This is a genomic window from Caulobacter segnis (genome assembly GCF_031454995.1).
Lineage (GTDB): Bacteria > Pseudomonadota > Alphaproteobacteria > Caulobacterales > Caulobacteraceae > Caulobacter > Caulobacter segnis_E.
The window spans coordinates 23107-41415 of the sequence record NZ_JAVDRV010000004.1 but is presented as its reverse complement, the minus strand read 5'-3'; the positions used below and the strand labels follow the sequence as shown (position 1 = coordinate 41415).

The window sequence follows — 18309 nt, the reverse complement described above, 5'->3', positions numbered from 1 at the left end:
AACCCCTCTCTCATAGAGAGAGGGAGGGGCCCGCGCCGCAGGCGTGGGAGGGTGAGAGGGTAGGCGAAGCCCGTGGACAATCCTGGCGTGGTTGAGAGCGATGCGCCGGCACGCCGGCCGAGGGTGTAACCACTCACCCTCCCAAGCTTCGCTTGGGCCCCTCCCTCTCTCTAAGAGAGAGGGTTTTCGTGATCGTCTCGCCGCGGGATGTAAGGAATGGCTCCCGTCGCGGAGGACGGGCGACCAACACCAAAATCCTCCCCCGCTGGGGGGAGGATTTTACGAGCGTTCGCGGCGCTCTATCATCCGCGTAGACGAAATCGAACCCAGCGATTTCAACGGCTTCTCACTTTTACACGCCGCTGTGTGATCCGCGTTGAAACCGCGCGCACAATCATAGCCATCCCCGTCGCGGGGGAGGGCGTATGGATCCGGCCCAATACGGCGGCGGGGATAGGTTGAGCGGGGCCGCTTTCTGGTCCCCGTCCGTTTCGACAGGTCGCGTGGCTTACTCTTTAGGAGCGCACACGGGTGACGGGACGGTTCGGGAACAAGGCCGAAAGCGGAGCGACAGGGCGGTGATCGATAAAGCCGCCTATCGTGGATCGCCGAGCTGGAGACGGTAGAGCCGATCCAGTGGGTCCACGCCCGTCCGGGGGGAACGGAGGCCCGAGCAGATAACGCTCACGCCCGCCGTCCTCATGGAAACAACAGCCTGGCGGAGCGGTCGACGAGCCGAAACGCAATCAAACCAAACGGTCTCCGGGTTCGCCCGGCCGCTCCGTCACCTCCCCAGCAAACTTCAGCGGCATGCCGCGTGAGGTCGAAACGTCGTGTCCTCAGGTGACGGCATGATCCTTCAGAACACCCAGCGGCGCGACGGCCAGCATCTCCTCATGGGTGGCTTCCAGCACCACCTGGGGCGCCATGCCGGCCTCCAGCGCCTCGGTCCAGCGGCCGGCGCACAGGCACCAGCGGTCGCCGGCCTTCAGGCCCGGAAAAGCGTACTCCGGACGTGGGGTCGAGAGGTCGTTGCCCTGGGCCTTCGAGAAGGCCAGAAACTCGTCGGTCAACACGACGCAGACGGTGTGCAGGCCCAGGTCATGCGGCCCGGTCTCGCAGCAGCCGTTGCGATAGAAGCCGGTCACCGGGTTCAGGGAGCAGGGCTTGAGTTCTCCGCCCAGCACGTTCTTGGCGTTCTCGTCGTAGCGCGTGGTCATGGCCCGATCCTACGCCAAGCCGAGGCGAGGCCAAGGCGGTTATTGCCCGGCCTGCCGCAAGCGGAAGGCTTTTGCCGCGGCGCGGCAATGCTAAGCTTGATCCAATCCAGAAAGCCGACCCGGGGAGTTCCATGACGATCGCCGTTCCCAGCCGTCCGCGCCGCAGCGCGCTCTACATGCCCGCCTCCAACGCCAAGGCGGTCGAAAAGGCCCGCACCCTGGACGCCGACGTGATCATCCTGGACCTGGAGGACGCCGTCGCCCCCGAGGCCAAGTCGGCGGCCCGCGAGGCGGCCGTGGCGGCGGTCCAGGCCGGGGGCTTCGGGGCGCGCGAGGTCGTGATCCGCGTCAATGGCCTCGACACTCCCTGGGGCGCGGAGGACCTGGCCGCCGCCGCCGAGGCCGGGCCGGACGCCGTGCTGGTTCCGAAGGTCAACGACGCCGCCGACGTGCGCCTTTACGACCAGCGCCTGCACGCCGCCCCGCCGGCCACGCGTCTCTGGACCATGATCGAGACGGCCAAGGCCGCCTTCCACCTGTGGGAGATGGCCGAGGCCGCGCACGGAACCCGCCTTTCGGCCTGGGTCATGGGGGTCAACGACTTCGCCAAGGAAATGCGGGCCCGCCAGACGCCGGACCGCGCGCCGTTCCTGCCGCTACTGACCCTGTCGGTGGCGGCGGCGCGGGCCCACGGCCTGACCATCCTGGACGGCGTCCACAACGATATCGAGGATCTGGCGGCGCTGGAAGCGGTCTGCGTCCAGGGCGTCGACTTCGGCTTCGACGGCAAGACCCTGATCCATCCCAAGCATCTGGAGATCTGCAACCGCGTCTTCTCGCCCTCGCCCGAGGACATCGCCTGGAGCCGCGCGGTGATCGCGGCCTTCAACGCGCCGGAAAATTCTGGCAAAGGCGCCTTGCGGGTGGACGGCAAGATGGCCGAACGTCTGCATCTGGCCCAGGCCGAGCGCCTGGTGGCGGTCGCCGAGGCGATCGCCGCGCGAGGGTGACGGCTTGAGGGGCGTTTGAAGGTTGCGAATGCGGGCTATCGTCTTCTCCGTCGTCCTGGCCGCCAGCCCCGCGCTGGCCCAGCAGAGCCCGGCGACGGCGCCGCCCGCGCAAACGCCGACTGTCACGACCGCGCCGGCGGCGGCCCAGGTCCCCCAGGCGCCGGTCCCGCTAGCCCTCGACCCTTTGGCCGACCTGATCTCGCAATCTGGCCAGGACATGGACGAGGAGCAGGCCGAGACGGCCGCCAAGCCTCCGCCCCGTCGCAAGCCGAACATCCTGCCGATCCCGGCGCCGGGCGAGCCGACCTCGGCCGAGCAGGTCTATGAGCTGCGGGTGCGGGGCTCGATCGCCGCCGCCCAGAACCTGCAAGGGCCGCTGGACGGCCAGTGGCGAGTGGCGGGCCCGGACGGGACACCGCTGTACGCCCTTCAGATCGTCGACAAGGCCAGCGGCGCCGCGCCGCTGGAAGGGGCTTGGCGCGATCTGCGTCGAACCGGCGCGCCAGGATCCACCGGCTTGATCGACGACCTTCAGCGCGAGGGCGAGGGCCTCTCGGCGCGGTTTTCGGCTCGCGAGGGCGGTCAGGCCTCGACCCTGACCCTACGCCCCGACGCGGACGGTCGCTGGGCGGGCGAACTGGTCGAGGATGGCGCGGCGCGGCCGGTTTCCGCCGAGCACCTGCTGCCCGAGGCGCCGCCCGGCTACGAGGCGCGTGGCGCGCGGCCCTATGTCTGGCCGCCGCGCGCCACGTCCGGCCGCGCCGCGCCGGCCAAGGCGGCGGTCTGCTCGACCAAGGGCAAGAAGGGCAAGGCGCTCAAGGCCGCCAAGGCCAAGTGCGCCGCGGCCGCCCGCAAGGCCAAGTCGCCGGCGCTGAAGAAGGGCAAGGCCACGAAGGCCAAGGGCAAGAAAGCCGCCTCGCGGAAGAAGCGCCGCTAGTTTTCGAGGACTTCTTCCGCAGCGGTGATGGCGGCCGCCAGGGCGTCGGGGCCGTAGGGGCTGGCCGCGCCGTGACCCCAGACGGGGCCGGGCCACGCCGGATCGTCCCGCCGCCGGCCGACGACATGGACGTGCAGCTGGGCCGTGACATTGCCCAGGGCGCCGACATTGAGCTTGTCGACCGCGAGACCGAGCGCGGAGCCGACGGCCCGCACGGCGGCGCCGGCCAGGACGATCTCCTCCATCAGCTGCAGGCGATGGCCGACGTCGAGCTGCTCGATCTCGGTCAGGCCGGGCTGGCGGGGGATCAGCACGAGCCACGGATAGCGGACGTCGTCCTGAAGTCGCACCTCGCAGAGGGGAAGATCGGCGACCAGATGCGAGGTCGCCACGAACGCGGGATCGAGCACAAAATCAGACACGCTTAGGCACCGCCGCCCAGTAATCGAAGTCGAGGATCACGGCGGAATCGTAGACGCCTTCGCCGCCCTTGTCCGGGAATTCCGCGCAGGGGGCGTCCTTGGTCGCCACCAGCCGCAGCCGCAGGGCGCCGGCGCTTCCGAGGTCGGCTTTGTCCAGCACCTCGCTCCAGGCGAACACCGTGCCGCCGGCGAAGAACGGGGCGACGTGGCGTCCGCCATTGATCGCCAGGATCAGGCCGGCGTTCTGCAGGCCGTTGAACGACAGCGCCTTGGCCGTCGAGATCACCACCCCGCCATAGACGAGGCGACGGCCCGACGGGTCGCGGGCCCGCTCGAACTGGTTGAAATGCACCTTGGCCGTGTTCTGCCACAGGCGGGTGGCCATCTGGTGCTCGGCCTCCTCGATCGCCATGCCGTCGACATGGTCGATCCTCTCGCCGATCGCGTAGTCCTCGAAGGCGTGGGGCGCGCCGGCCAGAGCCCAGTCATAGCCGGAGAAGTCGAGGCCCGGCGGTAGGGCCAGATCGGCGGGGGCGACGGCGGTCGACAGGGTCGGGACGGTCTGCTCGGCGATCTCGGCCGCCTCGTCGCGCTTGCGGACCATGACCCAGCGGACATAGCTCAACACCGCCTCGCCGCGCTGGTTGGTCCCGGTCGTGCGGACATAGACGACGCCGGTCTTGCGGGTGGAATTCTCCTTCAGGCCGATCACGTCGGAGACGGCGGTCAGGGTGTCGCCTGGAAAGACGGGGGCCAGGAACCGGCCCTCGGCGTAGCCCAGATTGGCCACGGCGTTCAGGCTGATGTCCGGCACGGTCTTGCCGAACACGATATGGAAGGCGATCAGCGGATCGACCGGCGCCGACATAAGGCCGCACACTCGGGCGAATTCGTCGGACGAGAACAGCGAGAAGCGCGGGCCGTAAAGCGCCGTATAGAGCGCGACGTCCCCCGCCGTGACCGTCCGAGGGGTCGCGTGGACAAGCCTCTGGCCCAGCTTGAAGTCCTCGAAGAAATGGCCTGGGTCGGTCTTGGTGGTCACGGCTTTCATCCCCTGCGCTGCTTATCGTTGTTCACGCATCTTTGCCGCGGTGCAGCGAAACGGGAAAGGGGGCTTGAGGCCGGGCCGCGACGGGTCTAGACCGCGCGCGACATTTCACTGTCCACAGCCTTGATGGAGACCCCATGGCTCGCGCGAAGATCGCCCTTATCGGCGCCGGCATGATCGGCGGCACCCTGGCCCACATCGCCGCTCGCGAAGAGCTGGGCGACGTGATCCTGTTCGACATCGCCGAAGGCACCCCGCAGGGTAAGGCCCTCGACATCGCCGAAGCCTCGGCCGTGTTCGGCAAGGACGTGGCCCTGAAGGGCGCCAACGACTACGCCGACATCGCCGGCGCCGACGTCTGCATCGTCACCGCCGGCGTTCCGCGCAAGCCGGGCATGAGCCGCGACGACCTGCTGGGCATCAACCTGAAGGTCATGAAGGCCGTCGGCGAAGGCATCAAGCAGCACGCCCCGAACGCCTTCGTCATCTGCATCACCAACCCGCTCGACGCGATGGTCTGGGCTCTGCAGCAGTTCTCGGGCCTGCCGAAGGAAAAGGTCATCGGCATGGCCGGCGTCCTCGACTCGGCCCGCTTCGCCTACTTCCTGGCCGAAGCCACCGGCGTCTCGGTCGAAGACATCCACGCCTGGACCCTGGGCGGCCACGGCGACGACATGGTCCCGATGGTCCGTCACTCGACCGTCGGCGGCCTGCCGCTGCCGGAACTGGTCAAGCAAGGCTGGCTGACCCAGGAAAAGCTGGACGCCATCGTCGAGCGCACCCGCAAGGGCGGCGGCGAGATCGTCGCCCTGCTGAAGACCGGCTCGGCCTTCTACGCCCCGGCCGAGAGCGCCATCGCCATGGCGACCTCGTACCTGAAGGACAAGAAGCGCGTCCTGCCGTGCGCCACCTACCTGACGGGCCAATACGGCCTGAAGGATCTCTATGTGGGCGTGCCGGTGGTCATCGGCGCCGGCGGCGCCGAGAAGATCGTCGAGTTCGAAACCAACGACGCCGAAAAGGCCATGTTCGCCAAGTCGGTCGAGTCGGTTCAGGGCCTGATGGAAGCCTGCAAGGCGATCGACAGCTCGCTGGTCTAGGACTCCTCGCCTGAGCGAGTAACAGAAGGGCGGCTCCTCGCGGGGCCGCCCTTTTTCGCGCCTACTGCGCTTCGTCGGACTCCTGGGAGATCTCCTCCAGCGTCTTGCCGACCTGCTTGGCGCCATAGTCCTTGGCGACGTCGCCTAGCGACAGGATGCCGGTCAGGGCGCCCGCGTCGTTCAGCACGACCAGGCGCCGGACCTGATGGTTGGCCATCTTGGCCGTGGCGTCCGCCAGGACGTCATCTTCCTTCACGCTGAGCACCTCGCCGTCCGACATCGCCTCGGAGATGGGGCTGTCGAAGCTGCGGCCCTCGGCAACGACGCGCAGCACGATGTCGCGGTCGGTGACCACGCCCACCACCTTGCCGTCCTCGACCACGGGAACGACCCCGCTCTCGACCTGGGCCATGGTCTGGGCGACCTGGCGGATGCTGTCGGTGGGACGGGCGATCGAGACCTGGCTGGTCATGGCGTCGCTGACTTTCATGGAGAACCTCGTGGGTTTGGAACTTGAGCTCCTAAAACCCACCGCCACGCTCTCCCGTTCCGCTCGACGCGGCCTTATCTAGGCGCATTCCCCAAGTGGAGCTTCCCATGTCGATCTCGATCCACCAGGCCAGCGCGCCCGTATTCATCCAAGGGCTCAAGGGCCTGAAAGGCGTGTTGACCAAGGCCGCCGCTCATGTCGAGGCCAAGGGCTGGGATCCGGACGCTCTGCTGAAGGCCCGGCTCTATCCCGACATGTTCCCGCTGATCCGCCAGGCGCAGATCGCCACCGACTTCGCCAAGGGCGGCGCCGCGCGCCTGGCCCAGGTCGAGGTTCCGGCCTGGGACGACGTCGCGACCAGCTTTTCCGAGCTGATCGCCCGCGTCGAGCGCGCCATCGCCTTCGTCGAGGGCCTGGACGCGGCCGCCTTCGAGGGCGCCGAAACCCGCGAGGTCAGCCTGACCCGTCGCGGCGAGACCCACGTCTTCAACGCCGTCGACTATCTGCGGGGCCAGGCGATCCCGAACTTCTACTTCCACCTCGCCACCGCCTACGCGATCCTGCGCCACAACGGCGTCGAGATCGGCAAGCGCGACTTCCTGGGCGCGGCGTAGGCTCTCGATCCTCTCAACCACCGCCTTCCTCGCCCTCGTGGCGAGGACCCATGGTGGGGCTAGGCTCGGCTTTGGTCGGCGGGCTCCCCCAACGTGGCCATGTGCTCGTTCAGCGCCTTGCGTGCTGCGCGATGGGTCCCAGGCACAAGGCCTGGGAAGGCGGGAATTGGTTAGGCGAGTCCGCATTCACCCGTGACTGTGGACTCTTTGCCCATTTCCATGCATAAGCCCCGGCTTCCGGCGCTTTATCAGCAGCGCCTCCACCGTCACGCCCCCGGCCTGTTAGCGCAGGATCCATCCGGACGAGGACGGCGAGGACCCCCGTCGACGTGATCGTCCACGGGGGCTGATCGCGTTTGGAGCCGTGTATTCAACAGGGTTCGACATGTTCGACGGCCTTACAGAGCGACTTTCCGGCGTCTTCGAACGTCTCGGCGGTCGCGGCGTGCTGTCCGAGAAGGACATCGACGAGGCGCTGCGCGAGGTTCGCGTCGCGTTGCTCGAGGCCGACGTCGCCCTGCCGGTCGTCAAGGACTTCATCAGCAAGGCCAAGGAACTGGCCGCGGGCGAAGCGGTCATCCGTTCGGTCAAGCCGGCCGACCAGGTGGTCAAGATCGTCTACGACGGCCTCGTGGACATGCTGGGCGGCGACGTCCCGACCGGCCTGAACCTGGCGCTGAACCCGCCCAGCATCATCCTGATGGCCGGCCTGCAGGGCTCGGGCAAGACGACGACCACCGGCAAGCTGGCCCTGCGTCTGAGCAAGACCGAGCGCAAGAAGGTGCTGGTCGCCTCGCTCGATACCCGGCGCCCGGCCGCCATGGAGCAGCTGGCCCTGCTGGCGACGCAGGTCGGAGTCGAGAGCCTGCCGATCGTCGCCGGCCAGAGCGCTGTCGACATCGCCAAGCGCGCCGTCTCGGCCGCCAAGCTGGGCGGATACGACGTCCTGATCCTCGACACCGCCGGCCGCACCACGCTGGACGAGGCGATGATGAACGAGGCGGCCGAGGTCGCCCGGATCGCCAATCCGTCCGAGACCATCCTGGTCGCCGACAGCCTGACCGGTCAGGACGCCGTGCGCACGGCCAAGGCGTTCCACGAGCGCCTGCCGCTCACGGGGCTTATCCTGACCCGCGCCGACGGCGACGGCCGCGGCGGCGCGGCGCTGTCGATGCGCCACGTCACCGGCCTGCCGATCAAGTTCCTCGGCGCCGGCGAGAAGATCGACCAGCTGGACGTGTTCGACGCCCGCCGCGTCGCCGGCCGGATCCTGGGCCAGGGCGATGTCGTGGCGCTGGTCGAGAAGGCCGCGGCCGACCTCGACCAGGCCGAGGCCGAGCGCATGGCCAAGAAGCTGGCCAAGGGCAAGTTCGACCTCGACGACCTGGCGGCCCAGCTGCGCCAGATGCAGAAGCTGGGCGGCATGGAAGGCATCATGGGCCTCCTGCCCGGCGTCCAGAAGGTCAAGAAGCAGATCTCCGAGAGCGGGATCGACGACAGCATCTTCCGTCGCCAGCAGGCGATCATCAGCTCGATGACCAAGGAAGAGCGCAAGAAGCCCGACATCCTGGCCGCCTCGCGCAAGCGCCGCATCGCGGCCGGCTCGGGCGTCGATGTCGCCGAGGTCAACCGTCTGCTCAAGCAGCACCGCCAGATGGCCGACATGTTCAAGGCCATGAGCAAGGACGGCGGCAAGGGCCTGGCCCGCATGGCCCAGATGATGGGCGGCGGCGACATGGCGCGCCTCAAGAATTTGGGCGGGGGCAAACTTGCTTCCCCCGAAAGCAACGCAGCGGGAGGCCAAGGCCTCTCGGGGCTGCCCGGTCTGCCGGGCCTCGGGACTGGCGGCGACGCCAAGCCCAACCCTCTCTCCGGCCTGGGCCTGCCCGGCTTCAACCCGTTCAAGAAATAGAACTTTAGACCAAGGACTACCGCAATGCTGAAGATCCGTCTCGCCCGTGGCGGCGCCAAGAAGCGTCCGTACTACTCGATCGTCGTCGCTGACAGCCACTCGCCGCGCGATGGCCGTTTCATCGAGAAGGTCGGCACCTACAACCCGCTCCTCAAGAAGGACGACGCCAACCGCGTCACCCTGAAGGTCGAGTCGATCCAGGAGTGGCTCAAGAAGGGCGCCCAGCCGACCGACCGCGTCGCCCGCTTCTTGGCCGCCCAAGGCCTGACCACCTGGACCGCCGGCAACAACCCGCAAAAGGGCGCTCCGGGCAAGAAGGCCCAAGAGCGTCAAGCCGAGCGCGCCCAGCGCGAGGAAGACCGCAAGCAAGCCGAAGCCGACGCCAAGGCGGCCGCCGCCGAAGCCGCTGAAGCCGCCAAGGTCGCCGCCGCTGAAGCCGCCGCCGCCGCGGCCGCCGCTCCGGCCGTCGAAGAAGCTCCGGCTGAAGAGGCTCCGGCCGCTGAAGCCGCCGAAGCTCCGGCCGCCGAAGAAACCACCGAAGGCTAAGGGTTCCAGCGCCGTCGCCTCGTTCGAGGCGACGGCGCGACTCTGTCTGGACGATGGCCGCATCCCAAGACGATCCGCTGATCCTGGTCGGCCGCGTGGCCGGCGGCTTCGGCGTGCGCGGCGAGGTGCGGATCTCGACCTATACCGAAGACCCGATGAGCATCGCGGCCTTCAAGAGCCTGAAGCGCCAGGACGGCTCGCCGGCCCTGACCATCGCTTCGGCCCGCAAGACCAAGGACGGCGTCGTCTGCCGCTGTCCTGGCGTCGAGACCAAGGAAGCCGCCGACGCCTTGCGCGGCCTTCGTCTCTACGTCCCGCGTTCGGCCCTGCCCGAGCCCGATGAAGACGAATTCTACCTGACCGACTTGGTGGGTCTGGCCGTTCGCCACGTCCAGACCAGTCAACTGCTGGGCCGCGTGAAGAGCGTCCAGAATTTCGGCGCCGGCGACATTCTTGAGATCACCCCGGACCTGGGCGGCCCCACTTGGTACCTGCCCTTCACGCGGGCGGCTGTTCCCGAGGTGAAAATCGGCGAAGGCCTGATCCTGGCCGACCCGCCCGCTCTGGTGGGCGAGCACGAGGGCCCTTCGGAAGACGACGAGCTCGGCGACCGGGACTGACCTACCCCTTGGGAGACATCCAGCGATGTCGGACGGAAAATGGCGGGTCACCGCCTCGCGCCACATCCACAAGGATCGCTGGATCAGCGTCCGCGCCGATGACTGCGTCACCGACGAAGGCGCGGTGATCGCGCCCTACTACGTCCTGGAATATCCCGACTGGGTAGAGGTGGTCGCGCTGGACGCCGACAACAACGTCCTGCTGGTCAAGCAATACCGCCACGCCCTGGGCGACATCTCCGTCGAGCTACCCGCCGGCGGCATGGATCCCGGCGAGACCGATCCCGTCGAGGCGGCCCGGCGCGAACTGCTGGAGGAGGCCGGCTGCGCGGGGACCCTCAGCCTGGTCGGCGAGACCCGTCCCAACGCCGGCACCCATACCAACCGCACGCACATCATCCTGGCGCGTGACGTCGTGAAGGTCGCCGAACCTCAGGACGAACCCAGCGAGCGGATCGAGAGCGTCTGGGTTTCCCTCCCCGAGGCGATCCAGATGGCTCTGGCTGGCGAGATCACCGTCGGCATGCAGGCCGCGTCCCTGCTGCGCGGCCTGGCGGCGGCCGGCGTCGCCAGGATCCAGCCAGATAACAAGTAGGTCATGACGTAGCCTTAACTGGCGCCGCGACGCCAGGGATGAGATCGGTCGCCCATCAGACAGGGGGACGTGATGCGCTTTGTCGTCGCGACGGTGTTCACCGTTTTGCTTGCCTTCGCCGCGCCTGCTCAGGCGTCCGAGACATTGACCACGGCGCAGGCAGGCCAGGTCGTGGACGCCCTGGTTGGCAGCCTGGACAGTTACTTCGATCCCGCCAAAGCCGCGCGCGTGCAGGCCGCTCTGCGCGCCGATCGGGAGCGTCTTTCGCAAATCCATGATCGCGCCGCCCTGGCCGAAGCGCTCAGCGCCATCACCCTCGACGTATCAGGCGATCGCCACCTGAAGGTCTCGGTGGTGACGGCCAGCGCCCAATCCGCGACGCTCAGCGAGCCGGAGCAGGCACTTCTCGACCAGCGCCTGGCCTACGGGCTGATGGCCGTCCGGCGGTTGCCGGGAAACATCGGCTATCTGAAGCTGCGCTACTTCGAGCAGACTCCGATCGGGGCGGCGTTGATCGACTCGGCCATGAGCATGCTTCAGCACACCGACGCCCTTATCATCGACCTGCGCGAAAACACCGGCGGCGGCGGCGCGGCCGACGAGCGGCTCCTGGGTCATCTGGCCCGTGATCCGATCGTCATGGTTCAACTGCGTTGGCGTCGGCCAGGCGGGCGCGAAGAGATCGAACAGCGCAAGGTCTCGACGCCTGAAACCGGACCGCTCTATCCGGACAAGCCCCTGTTCGTCCTGACGGCGAACCGAACCTTCTCGGCGGCCGAAGAGTTCGCCTATGACATCCAGGCCAACCGGCGCGGCCTGTTGATCGGAACCAGGACGCGCGGCGGGGGCAATCCGTCGGATCGTCCCGCGCCGCCGCTGGGCTTTGGCTTGACCGTCTTCGTGCCCAACGGCCAGGCGGCGCACCCCCTGACCGGCAAGGGGTGGGAGGGCGTTGGCGTCCAGCCCGATGTCGAGACCTCCCTCGAAGGAGCCCTCACGGAAGCCTATCGTCGCGCGCTAACGGTCGCCAAGCCGAAGGTCTCGACGCCGAGGTCCGAGAAGGAGCGGGCAGACGCCCTAGCCGATCCGGCCGGAACTCTGCTCGCCGACCAGAAACTCTAGGCTACTTCCGCACGCGCATCAGGCATTCCTGGGCCACCGAGGCCAGGAGCTTGCCGTCGCGGCTGAACATCTGGCCGCGCACCAGGCCGCGCCCTTGCGAGGCGCTGGGGCTGTCCTGGGCGAACAGGGTCCAGTCGTTGAAGTTGAACGGGTGGTGGAACCACATGGCGTGGTCCAGGCTGGCGCCCTGCAGGCCGGGCGTCGTCCAGATCAGGCCGTGCGGGCGCAGGGCGCTTTCCATGAAGGCCATGTCGGACGCGTAGGCCAGGGCGGCCTGCTGCATCTTGATGTCGTCGCCCAGCGGGGCCTTGGCCCGCATCCAGACGTTTTTGGTGCCGGACTTCTGGACCGGCGTGACGGGGTTCTGGGGATCTTCCCAGCGCACGTCGACGGGGCGCGGCTTGCGGGCGTGAGCCAGCATCTTCGGGTGGATCTGGTCGCCCAGGCTTTCCAGGAACTCGATCTCGGTCGGCAGGGTCTCGGGGTCCGGCGCGTCGGGCATCGCCGACTGATGCTCGAAGCCCTCCTCGGGGGTCTGGAACGAGCAGGCCAGGTTGAAGATCTGCTCGCCGTGCTGGATGGCGGCGACGCGGCGGGTCGTGAACGTGCCGCCGTCGCGGGCCCGCTCCACGTCGTAGAGGACCGGCGCGTTCACATCGCCCGGACGGATGAAATAGGCGTGCAGCGAATGGCAAACCCGGTCGGGCACGGTCTTGTAGGCGGCCAGCAGGGCCTGGGCGATGACCAGGCCGCCGAAGATGCGCGGGAAGCCGTCGTTGGGACTGACGCCCCGGAACAGGTTCACCTCGATCGGTTCGAGGTCGAGGATGTCGGCAAGGGTCTCGGTCGTCTGCATGGCGCAGTGCGATAGGCGCAGCGGCGAGCCGCCGCAAGTCGTCACCTTGCGTCAGGCCGTCCCGGCGCCCATCGTCAGGCCATGTCCACCGCGCCGCCGATCGTCCATCACCCCGCCTTCCGCGCCGAGATGCCGGCGGGGCATCGCTTTCCGATGGACAAGTTCTCGCGCCTGGCCGCCGTTCTGGAGGCCGAGGGCGTTCCGGGGGCTGACGGCTTCGCGCGGCCGGAACCCGTCGATGTCGAGACGCTGCGGCTGGCCCACACCGAGGACTATGTCCGCGGCGTGATCGAACTCTCCTTGCCGCCCGACGTCGCGCGGCGGATCGGCTTGCCCAACACCGAAAGCGTGGCGACGCGGGCTCGGGCCGCGACGGGCGGCACCCTGCTCGCGGCGCGCCTAGCCCTGGAACACGGGATCGCCTGCAACACAGCCGGCGGCAGCCATCACGCCTCGGCCGAGAACGGGGCGGGCTTCTGCGTGTTCAACGACGTGGCGGTGGCGGCTAGGCGGTTGCAGGCCGAAGGACGGGTCGGCCAGGTGCTGGTCATCGATCTCGACGTCCACCAGGGCGACGGCACGGCGCGGATCTTCGAGGACGATCCCAGCGTCTTCACCTTCTCGATGCACGCCGAGAAGAACTTCCCGCATCGCAAGGCGACGAGCGACCTCGATGTCGAGCTGGCCGACGGCATGGGCGACGAGGATTATCTCGGGAAACTGGCGGAGATCCTGCCGGCGCTGCTCTCCAGCGTCCGGCCGGACATCGTCTTCTTCAATGCGGGGGTCGATCCCCACGCGGACGACAAGCTAGGCCGGCTGTCGCTGACCGACGAGGGTCTGGGGCGACGGGAGGCCTATGTCCTGGGCGCTTGTCTTGCTCTTGAGATCCCCGTGGTCGGGGTCATCGGCGGCGGCTACGACGCGGATATCGATCGTCTGGCGGCTCGCCACGCCATCCTGCATCGGACGGCCAAGTCTTTGTATTCTCGTTAGTTTGGATCGCCATCTCCGTCGGGGCGGCTTCTCTGAAGGAGCGGCCCGACGGAGGCTACGCGGCGATCACTTACAGGCTCTGGGCGAGCGAGCCGGCGATGATGACCAGCGGCAGAACCGCCAGAACGAGCGAGGCGAGGCCGGACACGGCGGTGGTCTTCATGGTCATGGTCTTGATCCCTTTTTTCTCCGGCCGCCCCGTTGGCGTCCGGTGATCAGGGATATAGGCCCGGGCCTTGGTTGCCGCACGTTACCTTTGCTTCATTACGCCGATTTTAAGGAGGTTATCGCGGTCAATTCACATTACGCGGGTGTAATTTTACGTGAACGGCATGCATCGGAACAAAATTTCACCGAATCCCAGTCCCTGGCCCACTTCTTTCGCCAGGTAAACGGCCGACCGCACGCCGCGCAAGGTTTGGACGGCAGGTCGCCCTTGGCGACCGCCTTTCCACCCTGCCGTGAGAGCTTCACGCGCCTTCTTCACTCGGCGCGACCAGGAACAGGCCGCGCAGCGTGGCGATCGGGGCCGAGCGGGTCTCCTGCCAAGCCTCGACGTGGACGTTGGCGATGCGGCGGCCCAGCTTCTTGATGCTGGCGCGGGCGTAGGTGGTCAGCGGGCGGCCCGAGCGCAGATACTCGATCGAGACATCGATGGTGCGGGGCTGGCGCGTCATCGGCGCGGCCACCGAGAGCTGGGCCAGGGCCGTCATCTCCATGAAAGCGCCCAGGACGCCGCCGTGGATGGCCGGCAGCATCGGATTGCCGACGATGTGCTGGGCGAACGGCAGGATCGCCGTCATCTCGTCCCCGGCCAGCTCGGCGCGCACGCCCAGGAAGCGAGCATAGGGAATGGACTCCAGCATCGAAACCAGGCGGCTGTCGGCGTCGCTCATTGGTCGGCTCCCCCAGTCTGGGCGCGGTTCGCTCGCGAGGGCTTGAGATTTGCGCCCGGCTTCTTGCCGGCGCTGGAGTCGAGCATGAAGGTCGCCTGAGCGGTGGCCACGGGATCTTCCGGATCGCGGTCGTAGGCGACGGCGCGCACGAAGGCGACCGAACGGGTCAGTTTGTAGCAGTGGGCGCGGGCCAGGATGTCGAGGCCTGGCTCGGCCGGCCGCATATAGTCGATGCGCAGGTCCAGGGTCGCGATCGAGGTCCAGGCCTCCAGCGCCGCGTGCACCGCCTGGCCGCTCGCGTGGTCCAGCAGCGTTGTCACCACCCCGCCCGCGATCACGCCGGTTTCCGGATCGCCGACGATCTCCGGGCGGTAGGGGACCTTCAGCAGCGCCGTGGCGTCCCCGATCTCCAGCGTGGAGAAACCCAGGGCCCTCGCCTGCGGGCTGCCCTCGTTCATCGCCGTGGCGATCAGGCGGCTCTGTTCGTTGTCGCTCATGCCGTCTCCTTCAACAGGGATAGGCTTAGCGCCTCAGGCGTTGTCATATCCAGCGTGATCAAGCCCGAGGATCTTCTCTGTCCCCGGCCCGGCGGCCTCTACTGCCCGCCAGGGGACTTCTATATCGACCCCGTCCGCCCCGTGGACCGGGCGGTGATCACGCATGGCCATTCCGATCACGCCCGCGCCGGCCACGGCGTCGCCGTCGCCACGCCCGAAACCCTGGCGATCATGGCGGCCCGCTACGGCGAGGGCTTCGCCGGTCGGCGTGAGCCCGTGGCCTATGGCCAGACCTACGCTCGGGACGGCGTCGAGGTGACCCTGGTCCCCGCCGGCCACGTCCTCGGCTCGGCCCAGGCCGTCGTGCGCTGGAAGGGGCTGACGATGGTGGTCTCGGGTGACTACAAGCGACGGCGCGACCCGACCTGCGCGGCGTTCGAGCCCGTGCCGTGCGACGTCTTCATCACCGAGGCGACCTTCGGTCTGCCGGTGTTCCGCCATCCCGACGACGCCGGCGAGATTCGTGGCCTCCTGGCCTCGGTCGAGCAGTTCCCCGAGCGTTGCCACATCGTCGGCGCCTATGCGCTGGGCAAGGCCCAGCGGGTGATCCGCCTGCTGCGCGAGGCAGGCTGGGACAAGACGATCTTCGTGCATGGCGCGCTGGAGCGGCTCAACGCCCTCTACGAGGCGCACGGCGTCGAACTCGGTCCGCTGGCGCCCGCCACTGCTTCCGGGCCTAAGGAGGCCTTCGCCGGCCAGATCATCATCGCTCCGCCCAGCGCCGCGGCCGATCGCTGGTCGCGCCGCTTCTCCGACCCGGTCGATTGCTTCGCCTCGGGCTGGATGCGCGTGCGAGCCCGGGCCCGTCAGCGCGGCGTCGAGCTGCCGCTGATCCTGTCGGACCACGCCGACTGGGACGAACTGACGGGCACGCTGGCGGAGCTTCGCCCCGGCGAGGTCTGGATCACCCACGGCCGCGAGGAGGCGCTGGAGCGCTGGTGCGAGCTGGAGGGCTTGCCGGCCCGCGCGCTGCGACTGGTCGGTTACGACGAGGAAGAGGGCGAATAGCCTTCTGGAGGCGCGCCGACATACCGGGCCCTGGGCCGGATCAGGCGACCGCTCTGGAGCTGCTCTATGGCGTGCGCGGTCCAGCCGGCGCTTCTGGCCGTCGCGAACAGGATGAAGGACGCGTCGTCTGGCAGTCGCAAGGCGCGCGACAGGCTGACCAAGGCGAAGTCGATATTGGGCGACAGGTCGGTGGCCGCTTGGGTGGCGGCGCGCAGTTCGGCCAGCGGCGGCGGCGGATCAAAGGCCGCCAGTAGCGCCGTGGCGCGTGGATCACCGTCCGGATAAAGCGGATGGTCGAAACCCGGCATGGACGCGCCTCGGGAAAGGCGCGCGGCCACGGCGTGAGCGGGATCGCGTCGCTCCGCCTCCTCGACGAACGCCTCGACCCGCGCGGCCATGCCGCCGTGCAGGGGGCCCGAAAGCGCCGAGAGACCCGCCAGGCACGCCGCGGACAAAGAGGCGCCCGTCGAGGCGGCCACGCGCGCCGCGAACGTCGAGGCGTTCAGCTCGTGATCGGCCAACAGCACCAGTGCGCGGCGGACCAGATCGGCGCCGGCGGCGTCGAGGCCCCAAGCGTCGGCGAACCGGACGTGGGCTGGCCCCTCGCCAGCCCGACCGGTGGCGGCGTCAACGACCGCCTCCAGAAGATCGGCGGCTTCCATCGCCAGGGCCAAGGGCGCGCGGCCCCGCGCCGGGGGCTCCCGCCCGGCTCGCCCGGCGAGCGTCAGGAACAGCCGCTGGCGCGCTGTGTCCGCCTCCGGCGGTTTTGGCTGGCGCGAGGCCTTGAGCGCCGCGCCGTGGCCGCCGCGCAGGAGCCGGCCGACATTCTCCAGCGTCAGCCCCTGCTCGGCGAGTTGCACGGCGTCGCGGCCGCGATACCAGAGCCTTCCGCCCGCCACCGTCGTGATGGCGGATGGCAAGACGGGTTCGCCCCAGGCGATGGCTTCGGCCGCGACATCGGCCGCCCGCCGACCTCGCGCCTTTTTCTGGGCCAGGGCGGCGACGTCGGAGGCGCGATAAAGGCTGCGTCGCGGATCGCGCGGATGGGCCATCGCCTCGATCCGCCCCCGGCTGACATAGGCGTAGAGCGTCTGCGGTCGGACGCCGAGCCGTTCCAGAACCTGATCCGCGTCCAACCAATCCGCCATATAGGTTGATTATATTGATCAAGATTGACGATCAAGCTGGCGGGGGCGTTTTCTCGCCCCGAAAGGAGACCGCATATGTCCGATGGTCTTGAGGGTGTTGTCGCCGCCCGCACTGTCCTGTCCGATGTCGATGGCGCGCGGGGGCGTCTGGTGATCCGAGGCTACGCCGTCGAGGACCTCTCGGGGCGCGCGCGGTACGAGGAGGTCGCCCACCTGCTGTTCGACGGCTTCTTCGAGGACGCGCCCAGCGATCTCGCGCGGGCGCTCGGCGAGGCCCGCGTCCGCGCCTTCATCGAAGTCGCCGCCTTGGACGAGGGTCTGGCGCGCCGAGACCCGGTCGAGGCCATGCGCGCCCTTCTGGCGCGCCTGACCGATGGCGACGACCTGCGCACCGCTCTCCTGCTGATCGCCGCGCCCGCCGTTTTCACGCCGGCGGTGCTGCGCGTCGCCGCGGGCCAGAGCCCGATCGCGCCCGATCCCTCGCTGTCCCACGCCGCCGACATCCTGCGAATGACCAGGGGCGCGCCGGCGTCCGACGCCGAGGCCGCCGCGATGGACGCCTATCTGGTGACCGTTTGCGATCACGGCCTGAACGCCTCGACCTTCGCCGCCCGCGTCGTCGCCTCGACCCGCGCGGGCCTGACTTCGGCGGTGCTAGCGGGGCTTTCGGCGCTAAAGGGGCCGCTGCATGGCGGCGCGCCGGGACCGGTGATCGAGATGCTCGATGCGATCGGGACGCCGGCCAACGCGCGCCCCTGGCTGGAGAGAGCCTTGGCGCGCGGTGACCGGCTGATGGGGTTTGGCCATCGCATCTACCGCGTCCGCGACCCCCGCGCCGACGCTCTGAAGGCCGCCGTGCGCAAGCTCGTCGCCGCCTCGGGCGGGCCGCCAGGGCGGCTGGTCTTCGCCGAGGCGGTTGAACAGGCGGCGCTCGAAATCCTGCGCGAGCACAAGCCCGATCGCCCCCTGGACACCAATGTCGAGTTCTACACGGCGCTGTTGCTGGAGGCCCTGGGCTTGCCGCCATCGAGCTTTACCTGCGTGTTCGCCATGGGGCGGGTGTCGGGCTGGATCGCCCACGCGCGCGAGCAGCTGGCCGGTGGGCGTCTGATCCGGCCGCAGTCGGTCTATGTCGGTCCGGAGCCGCGTATCGCGGCCTAGAGCCTCGCGAGTCGTTCGCGCTGGGGTTGGGCGGGCCGCCTTGCTAAAAGG

The 18309-nt window shown here is 68.6% G+C and carries 21 protein-coding genes and 1 pseudogene; 12 read left to right on the top strand and 10 right to left on the bottom strand.

Going from position 1 to position 18309, the window contains the following annotated elements; all coding sequences use genetic code 11:
* Positions 1-839: 839 nt before the first annotated feature.
* A complete protein-coding gene (locus J2728_RS14475) occupies positions 840-1220 on the bottom strand; it encodes a DUF2237 family protein (protein WP_013081203.1) in 381 nt (126 codons plus the stop codon).
* A 131-nt stretch (positions 1221-1351) separates the two neighbouring features.
* Between J2728_RS14475 and J2728_RS14470 the strand changes: the two genes are divergently transcribed.
* Positions 1352-2230: an HpcH/HpaI aldolase/citrate lyase family protein gene (locus J2728_RS14470; RefSeq protein ID WP_310000196.1), complete on the top strand. Its 879-nt coding sequence runs from the start codon at positions 1352-1354 to the stop codon at positions 2228-2230.
* A gap of 28 nt (positions 2231-2258) precedes the next feature.
* Complete coding sequence (locus J2728_RS14465; protein ID WP_310000194.1) at positions 2259-3167, top strand: hypothetical protein; 909 nt, start codon at positions 2259-2261, stop codon at positions 3165-3167.
* Here J2728_RS14465 and J2728_RS14460 read toward each other — a convergent pair.
* Entirely contained in the window at positions 3164-3589 is a 426-nt protein-coding gene (locus J2728_RS14460) for an HIT domain-containing protein (RefSeq protein ID WP_310000192.1), read from the bottom strand. The genes J2728_RS14465 and J2728_RS14460 overlap by 4 nt on opposite strands.
* The gene (locus tag J2728_RS14455; protein ID WP_310000190.1) at positions 3582-4640 is read right to left on the bottom strand and encodes a MaoC/PaaZ C-terminal domain-containing protein; all 1059 of its coding nucleotides are present in this window, start codon (positions 4638-4640) and stop codon (positions 3582-3584) included. The genes J2728_RS14460 and J2728_RS14455 overlap by 8 nt, the downstream gene beginning before the upstream one ends.
* Positions 4641-4774: 134 nt before the next feature.
* Between J2728_RS14455 and mdh the strand changes: the two genes are divergently transcribed.
* Entirely contained in the window at positions 4775-5737 is a 963-nt protein-coding gene (mdh, locus tag J2728_RS14450) for a malate dehydrogenase (RefSeq protein WP_310000189.1), read from the top strand.
* 61 nt (positions 5738-5798) lie between these two features.
* Here mdh and J2728_RS14445 read toward each other — a convergent pair whose 3' ends face one another.
* Positions 5799-6227, bottom strand: coding sequence for a CBS domain-containing protein (locus tag J2728_RS14445; protein ID WP_310000186.1), 429 nt, complete (start codon positions 6225-6227; stop codon positions 5799-5801).
* Positions 6228-6334: 107 nt separating this feature from the next.
* On the opposite strand from J2728_RS14445, the gene J2728_RS14440 reads away from it, so the two are divergent.
* The 6 genes from J2728_RS14440 (at position 6335) to J2728_RS14415 (ending at position 11636) form a co-directional block, all read left to right on the top strand.
* Entirely contained in the window at positions 6335-6841 is a 507-nt protein-coding gene (locus J2728_RS14440; RefSeq protein ID WP_310000184.1) for a DUF1993 domain-containing protein, read from the top strand.
* A 385-nt stretch (positions 6842-7226) separates the two neighbouring features.
* Positions 7227-8753, top strand: coding sequence for a signal recognition particle protein (gene ffh, locus J2728_RS14435; RefSeq protein WP_310000182.1), 1527 nt, complete (start codon positions 7227-7229; stop codon positions 8751-8753).
* Positions 8754-8777: 24 nt separating this feature from the next.
* Positions 8778-9299 (top strand): 30S ribosomal protein S16, encoded by a 522-nt coding sequence (rpsP, locus tag J2728_RS14430; RefSeq protein ID WP_310000180.1) that lies wholly within the window; start codon positions 8778-8780, stop codon positions 9297-9299.
* 53 nt (positions 9300-9352) lie between these two features.
* Positions 9353-9919, top strand: coding sequence for a ribosome maturation factor RimM (gene rimM, locus J2728_RS14425; RefSeq protein WP_310000177.1), 567 nt, complete (start codon positions 9353-9355; stop codon positions 9917-9919).
* A 25-nt stretch (positions 9920-9944) separates the two neighbouring features.
* On the top strand, positions 9945-10514 hold the full coding sequence (locus tag J2728_RS14420; RefSeq protein ID WP_310000175.1) for an NUDIX hydrolase: 570 nt from the start codon (positions 9945-9947) through the stop codon (positions 10512-10514).
* 72 nt (positions 10515-10586) lie between these two features.
* Complete coding sequence (locus tag J2728_RS14415; protein ID WP_310000173.1) at positions 10587-11636, top strand: S41 family peptidase; 1050 nt, start codon at positions 10587-10589, stop codon at positions 11634-11636.
* A gap of 1 nt (position 11637) precedes the next feature.
* Here the strand turns inward: J2728_RS14415 and J2728_RS14410 are convergent, their stop codons facing one another.
* Positions 11638-12492, bottom strand: a complete 855-nt coding sequence (locus tag J2728_RS14410; RefSeq protein ID WP_310000663.1) for an acyl-CoA thioesterase — start codon at positions 12490-12492, stop codon at positions 11638-11640.
* 81 nt (positions 12493-12573) lie between these two features.
* Between J2728_RS14410 and J2728_RS14405 the strand changes: the two genes are divergently transcribed.
* On the top strand, positions 12574-13488 hold the full coding sequence (locus tag J2728_RS14405; protein ID WP_310000172.1) for a histone deacetylase family protein: 915 nt from the start codon (positions 12574-12576) through the stop codon (positions 13486-13488).
* 70 nt (positions 13489-13558) lie between these two features.
* Here J2728_RS14405 and J2728_RS14400 read toward each other — a convergent pair whose 3' ends face one another.
* The 4 genes from J2728_RS14400 to J2728_RS14385 all read right to left on the bottom strand — a co-directional run bounded on the left by J2728_RS14400 (position 13559) and on the right by J2728_RS14385 (position 14881).
* A complete protein-coding gene (locus J2728_RS14400) occupies positions 13559-13657 on the bottom strand; it encodes a hypothetical protein (protein ID WP_099537226.1) in 99 nt (32 codons plus the stop codon).
* A gap of 134 nt (positions 13658-13791) precedes the next feature.
* Positions 13792-13917, bottom strand: coding sequence for a DUF2256 domain-containing protein (locus tag J2728_RS14395; protein ID WP_310000662.1), 126 nt, complete (start codon positions 13915-13917; stop codon positions 13792-13794).
* A 41-nt stretch (positions 13918-13958) separates the two neighbouring features.
* Positions 13959-14384, bottom strand: coding sequence for a PaaI family thioesterase (locus J2728_RS14390; RefSeq protein WP_013081186.1), 426 nt, complete (start codon positions 14382-14384; stop codon positions 13959-13961).
* A complete protein-coding gene (locus tag J2728_RS14385; protein WP_013081185.1) occupies positions 14381-14881 on the bottom strand; it encodes a PaaI family thioesterase in 501 nt (166 codons plus the stop codon). Before J2728_RS14385 ends, J2728_RS14390 begins: the two co-directional genes overlap by 4 nt.
* Before the next feature lie 40 nt (positions 14882-14921).
* Between J2728_RS14385 and J2728_RS14380 the strand changes: the two are divergent.
* Positions 14922-15949, top strand: a pseudogene (locus tag J2728_RS14380) (ligase-associated DNA damage response exonuclease).
* Here J2728_RS14380 and J2728_RS14375 read toward each other — a convergent pair.
* Complete coding sequence (locus tag J2728_RS14375; RefSeq protein ID WP_310000168.1) at positions 15925-17097, bottom strand: citrate/2-methylcitrate synthase; 1173 nt, start codon at positions 17095-17097, stop codon at positions 15925-15927. The pseudogene J2728_RS14380 and the gene J2728_RS14375 sit on opposite strands and share 25 nt — an antisense overlap.
* A gap of 75 nt (positions 17098-17172) precedes the next feature.
* Here J2728_RS14375 and J2728_RS14370 point away from each other — a divergent pair, with 75 nt between their 5' ends.
* On the top strand, positions 17173-18258 hold the full coding sequence (locus tag J2728_RS14370) for a citrate synthase/methylcitrate synthase (RefSeq protein ID WP_310000166.1): 1086 nt from the start codon (positions 17173-17175) through the stop codon (positions 18256-18258).
* Positions 18259-18309: the final 51 nt, after the last annotated feature.

What these genes read in the sequence shown, in the direction of transcription:
- J2728_RS14375 (WP_310000168.1), bottom strand. Translation starts at nt 17,097, where the DNA reads ATGGCGGATTGGTTGGACGCGGATCAGGTTCTGGAACGGCTCGGCGTC.
- J2728_RS14440 (WP_310000184.1), top strand. Translation starts at nt 6,335, where the DNA reads ATGTCGATCTCGATCCACCAGGCCAGCGCGCCCGTATTCATCCAAGGG.
- mdh (WP_310000189.1), top strand. Translation starts at nt 4,775, where the DNA reads ATGGCTCGCGCGAAGATCGCCCTTATCGGCGCCGGCATGATCGGCGGC.
- J2728_RS14410 (WP_310000663.1), bottom strand. Translation starts at nt 12,492, where the DNA reads ATGCAGACGACCGAGACCCTTGCCGACATCCTCGACCTCGAACCGATC.
- J2728_RS14415 (WP_310000173.1), top strand. Translation starts at nt 10,587, where the DNA reads ATGCGCTTTGTCGTCGCGACGGTGTTCACCGTTTTGCTTGCCTTCGCC.
- J2728_RS14405 (WP_310000172.1), top strand. Translation starts at nt 12,574, where the DNA reads ATGTCCACCGCGCCGCCGATCGTCCATCACCCCGCCTTCCGCGCCGAG.
- J2728_RS14385 (WP_013081185.1), bottom strand. Translation starts at nt 14,881, where the DNA reads ATGAGCGACAACGAACAGAGCCGCCTGATCGCCACGGCGATGAACGAG.
- J2728_RS14420 (WP_310000175.1), top strand. Translation starts at nt 9,945, where the DNA reads ATGTCGGACGGAAAATGGCGGGTCACCGCCTCGCGCCACATCCACAAG.
- J2728_RS14475 (WP_013081203.1), bottom strand. Translation starts at nt 1,220, where the DNA reads ATGACCACGCGCTACGACGAGAACGCCAAGAACGTGCTGGGCGGAGAA.
- rpsP (WP_310000180.1), top strand. Translation starts at nt 8,778, where the DNA reads ATGCTGAAGATCCGTCTCGCCCGTGGCGGCGCCAAGAAGCGTCCGTAC.
- J2728_RS14445 (WP_310000186.1), bottom strand. Translation starts at nt 6,227, where the DNA reads ATGAAAGTCAGCGACGCCATGACCAGCCAGGTCTCGATCGCCCGTCCC.
- J2728_RS14370 (WP_310000166.1), top strand. Translation starts at nt 17,173, where the DNA reads ATGTCCGATGGTCTTGAGGGTGTTGTCGCCGCCCGCACTGTCCTGTCC.
- rimM (WP_310000177.1), top strand. Translation starts at nt 9,353, where the DNA reads ATGGCCGCATCCCAAGACGATCCGCTGATCCTGGTCGGCCGCGTGGCC.
- J2728_RS14455 (WP_310000190.1), bottom strand. Translation starts at nt 4,640, where the DNA reads ATGAAAGCCGTGACCACCAAGACCGACCCAGGCCATTTCTTCGAGGAC.
- J2728_RS14470 (WP_310000196.1), top strand. Translation starts at nt 1,352, where the DNA reads ATGACGATCGCCGTTCCCAGCCGTCCGCGCCGCAGCGCGCTCTACATG.
- ffh (WP_310000182.1), top strand. Translation starts at nt 7,227, where the DNA reads ATGTTCGACGGCCTTACAGAGCGACTTTCCGGCGTCTTCGAACGTCTC.
- J2728_RS14400 (WP_099537226.1), bottom strand. Translation starts at nt 13,657, where the DNA reads ATGACCATGAAGACCACCGCCGTGTCCGGCCTCGCCTCGCTCGTTCTG.
- J2728_RS14390 (WP_013081186.1), bottom strand. Translation starts at nt 14,384, where the DNA reads ATGAGCGACGCCGACAGCCGCCTGGTTTCGATGCTGGAGTCCATTCCC.
- J2728_RS14465 (WP_310000194.1), top strand. Translation starts at nt 2,259, where the DNA reads ATGCGGGCTATCGTCTTCTCCGTCGTCCTGGCCGCCAGCCCCGCGCTG.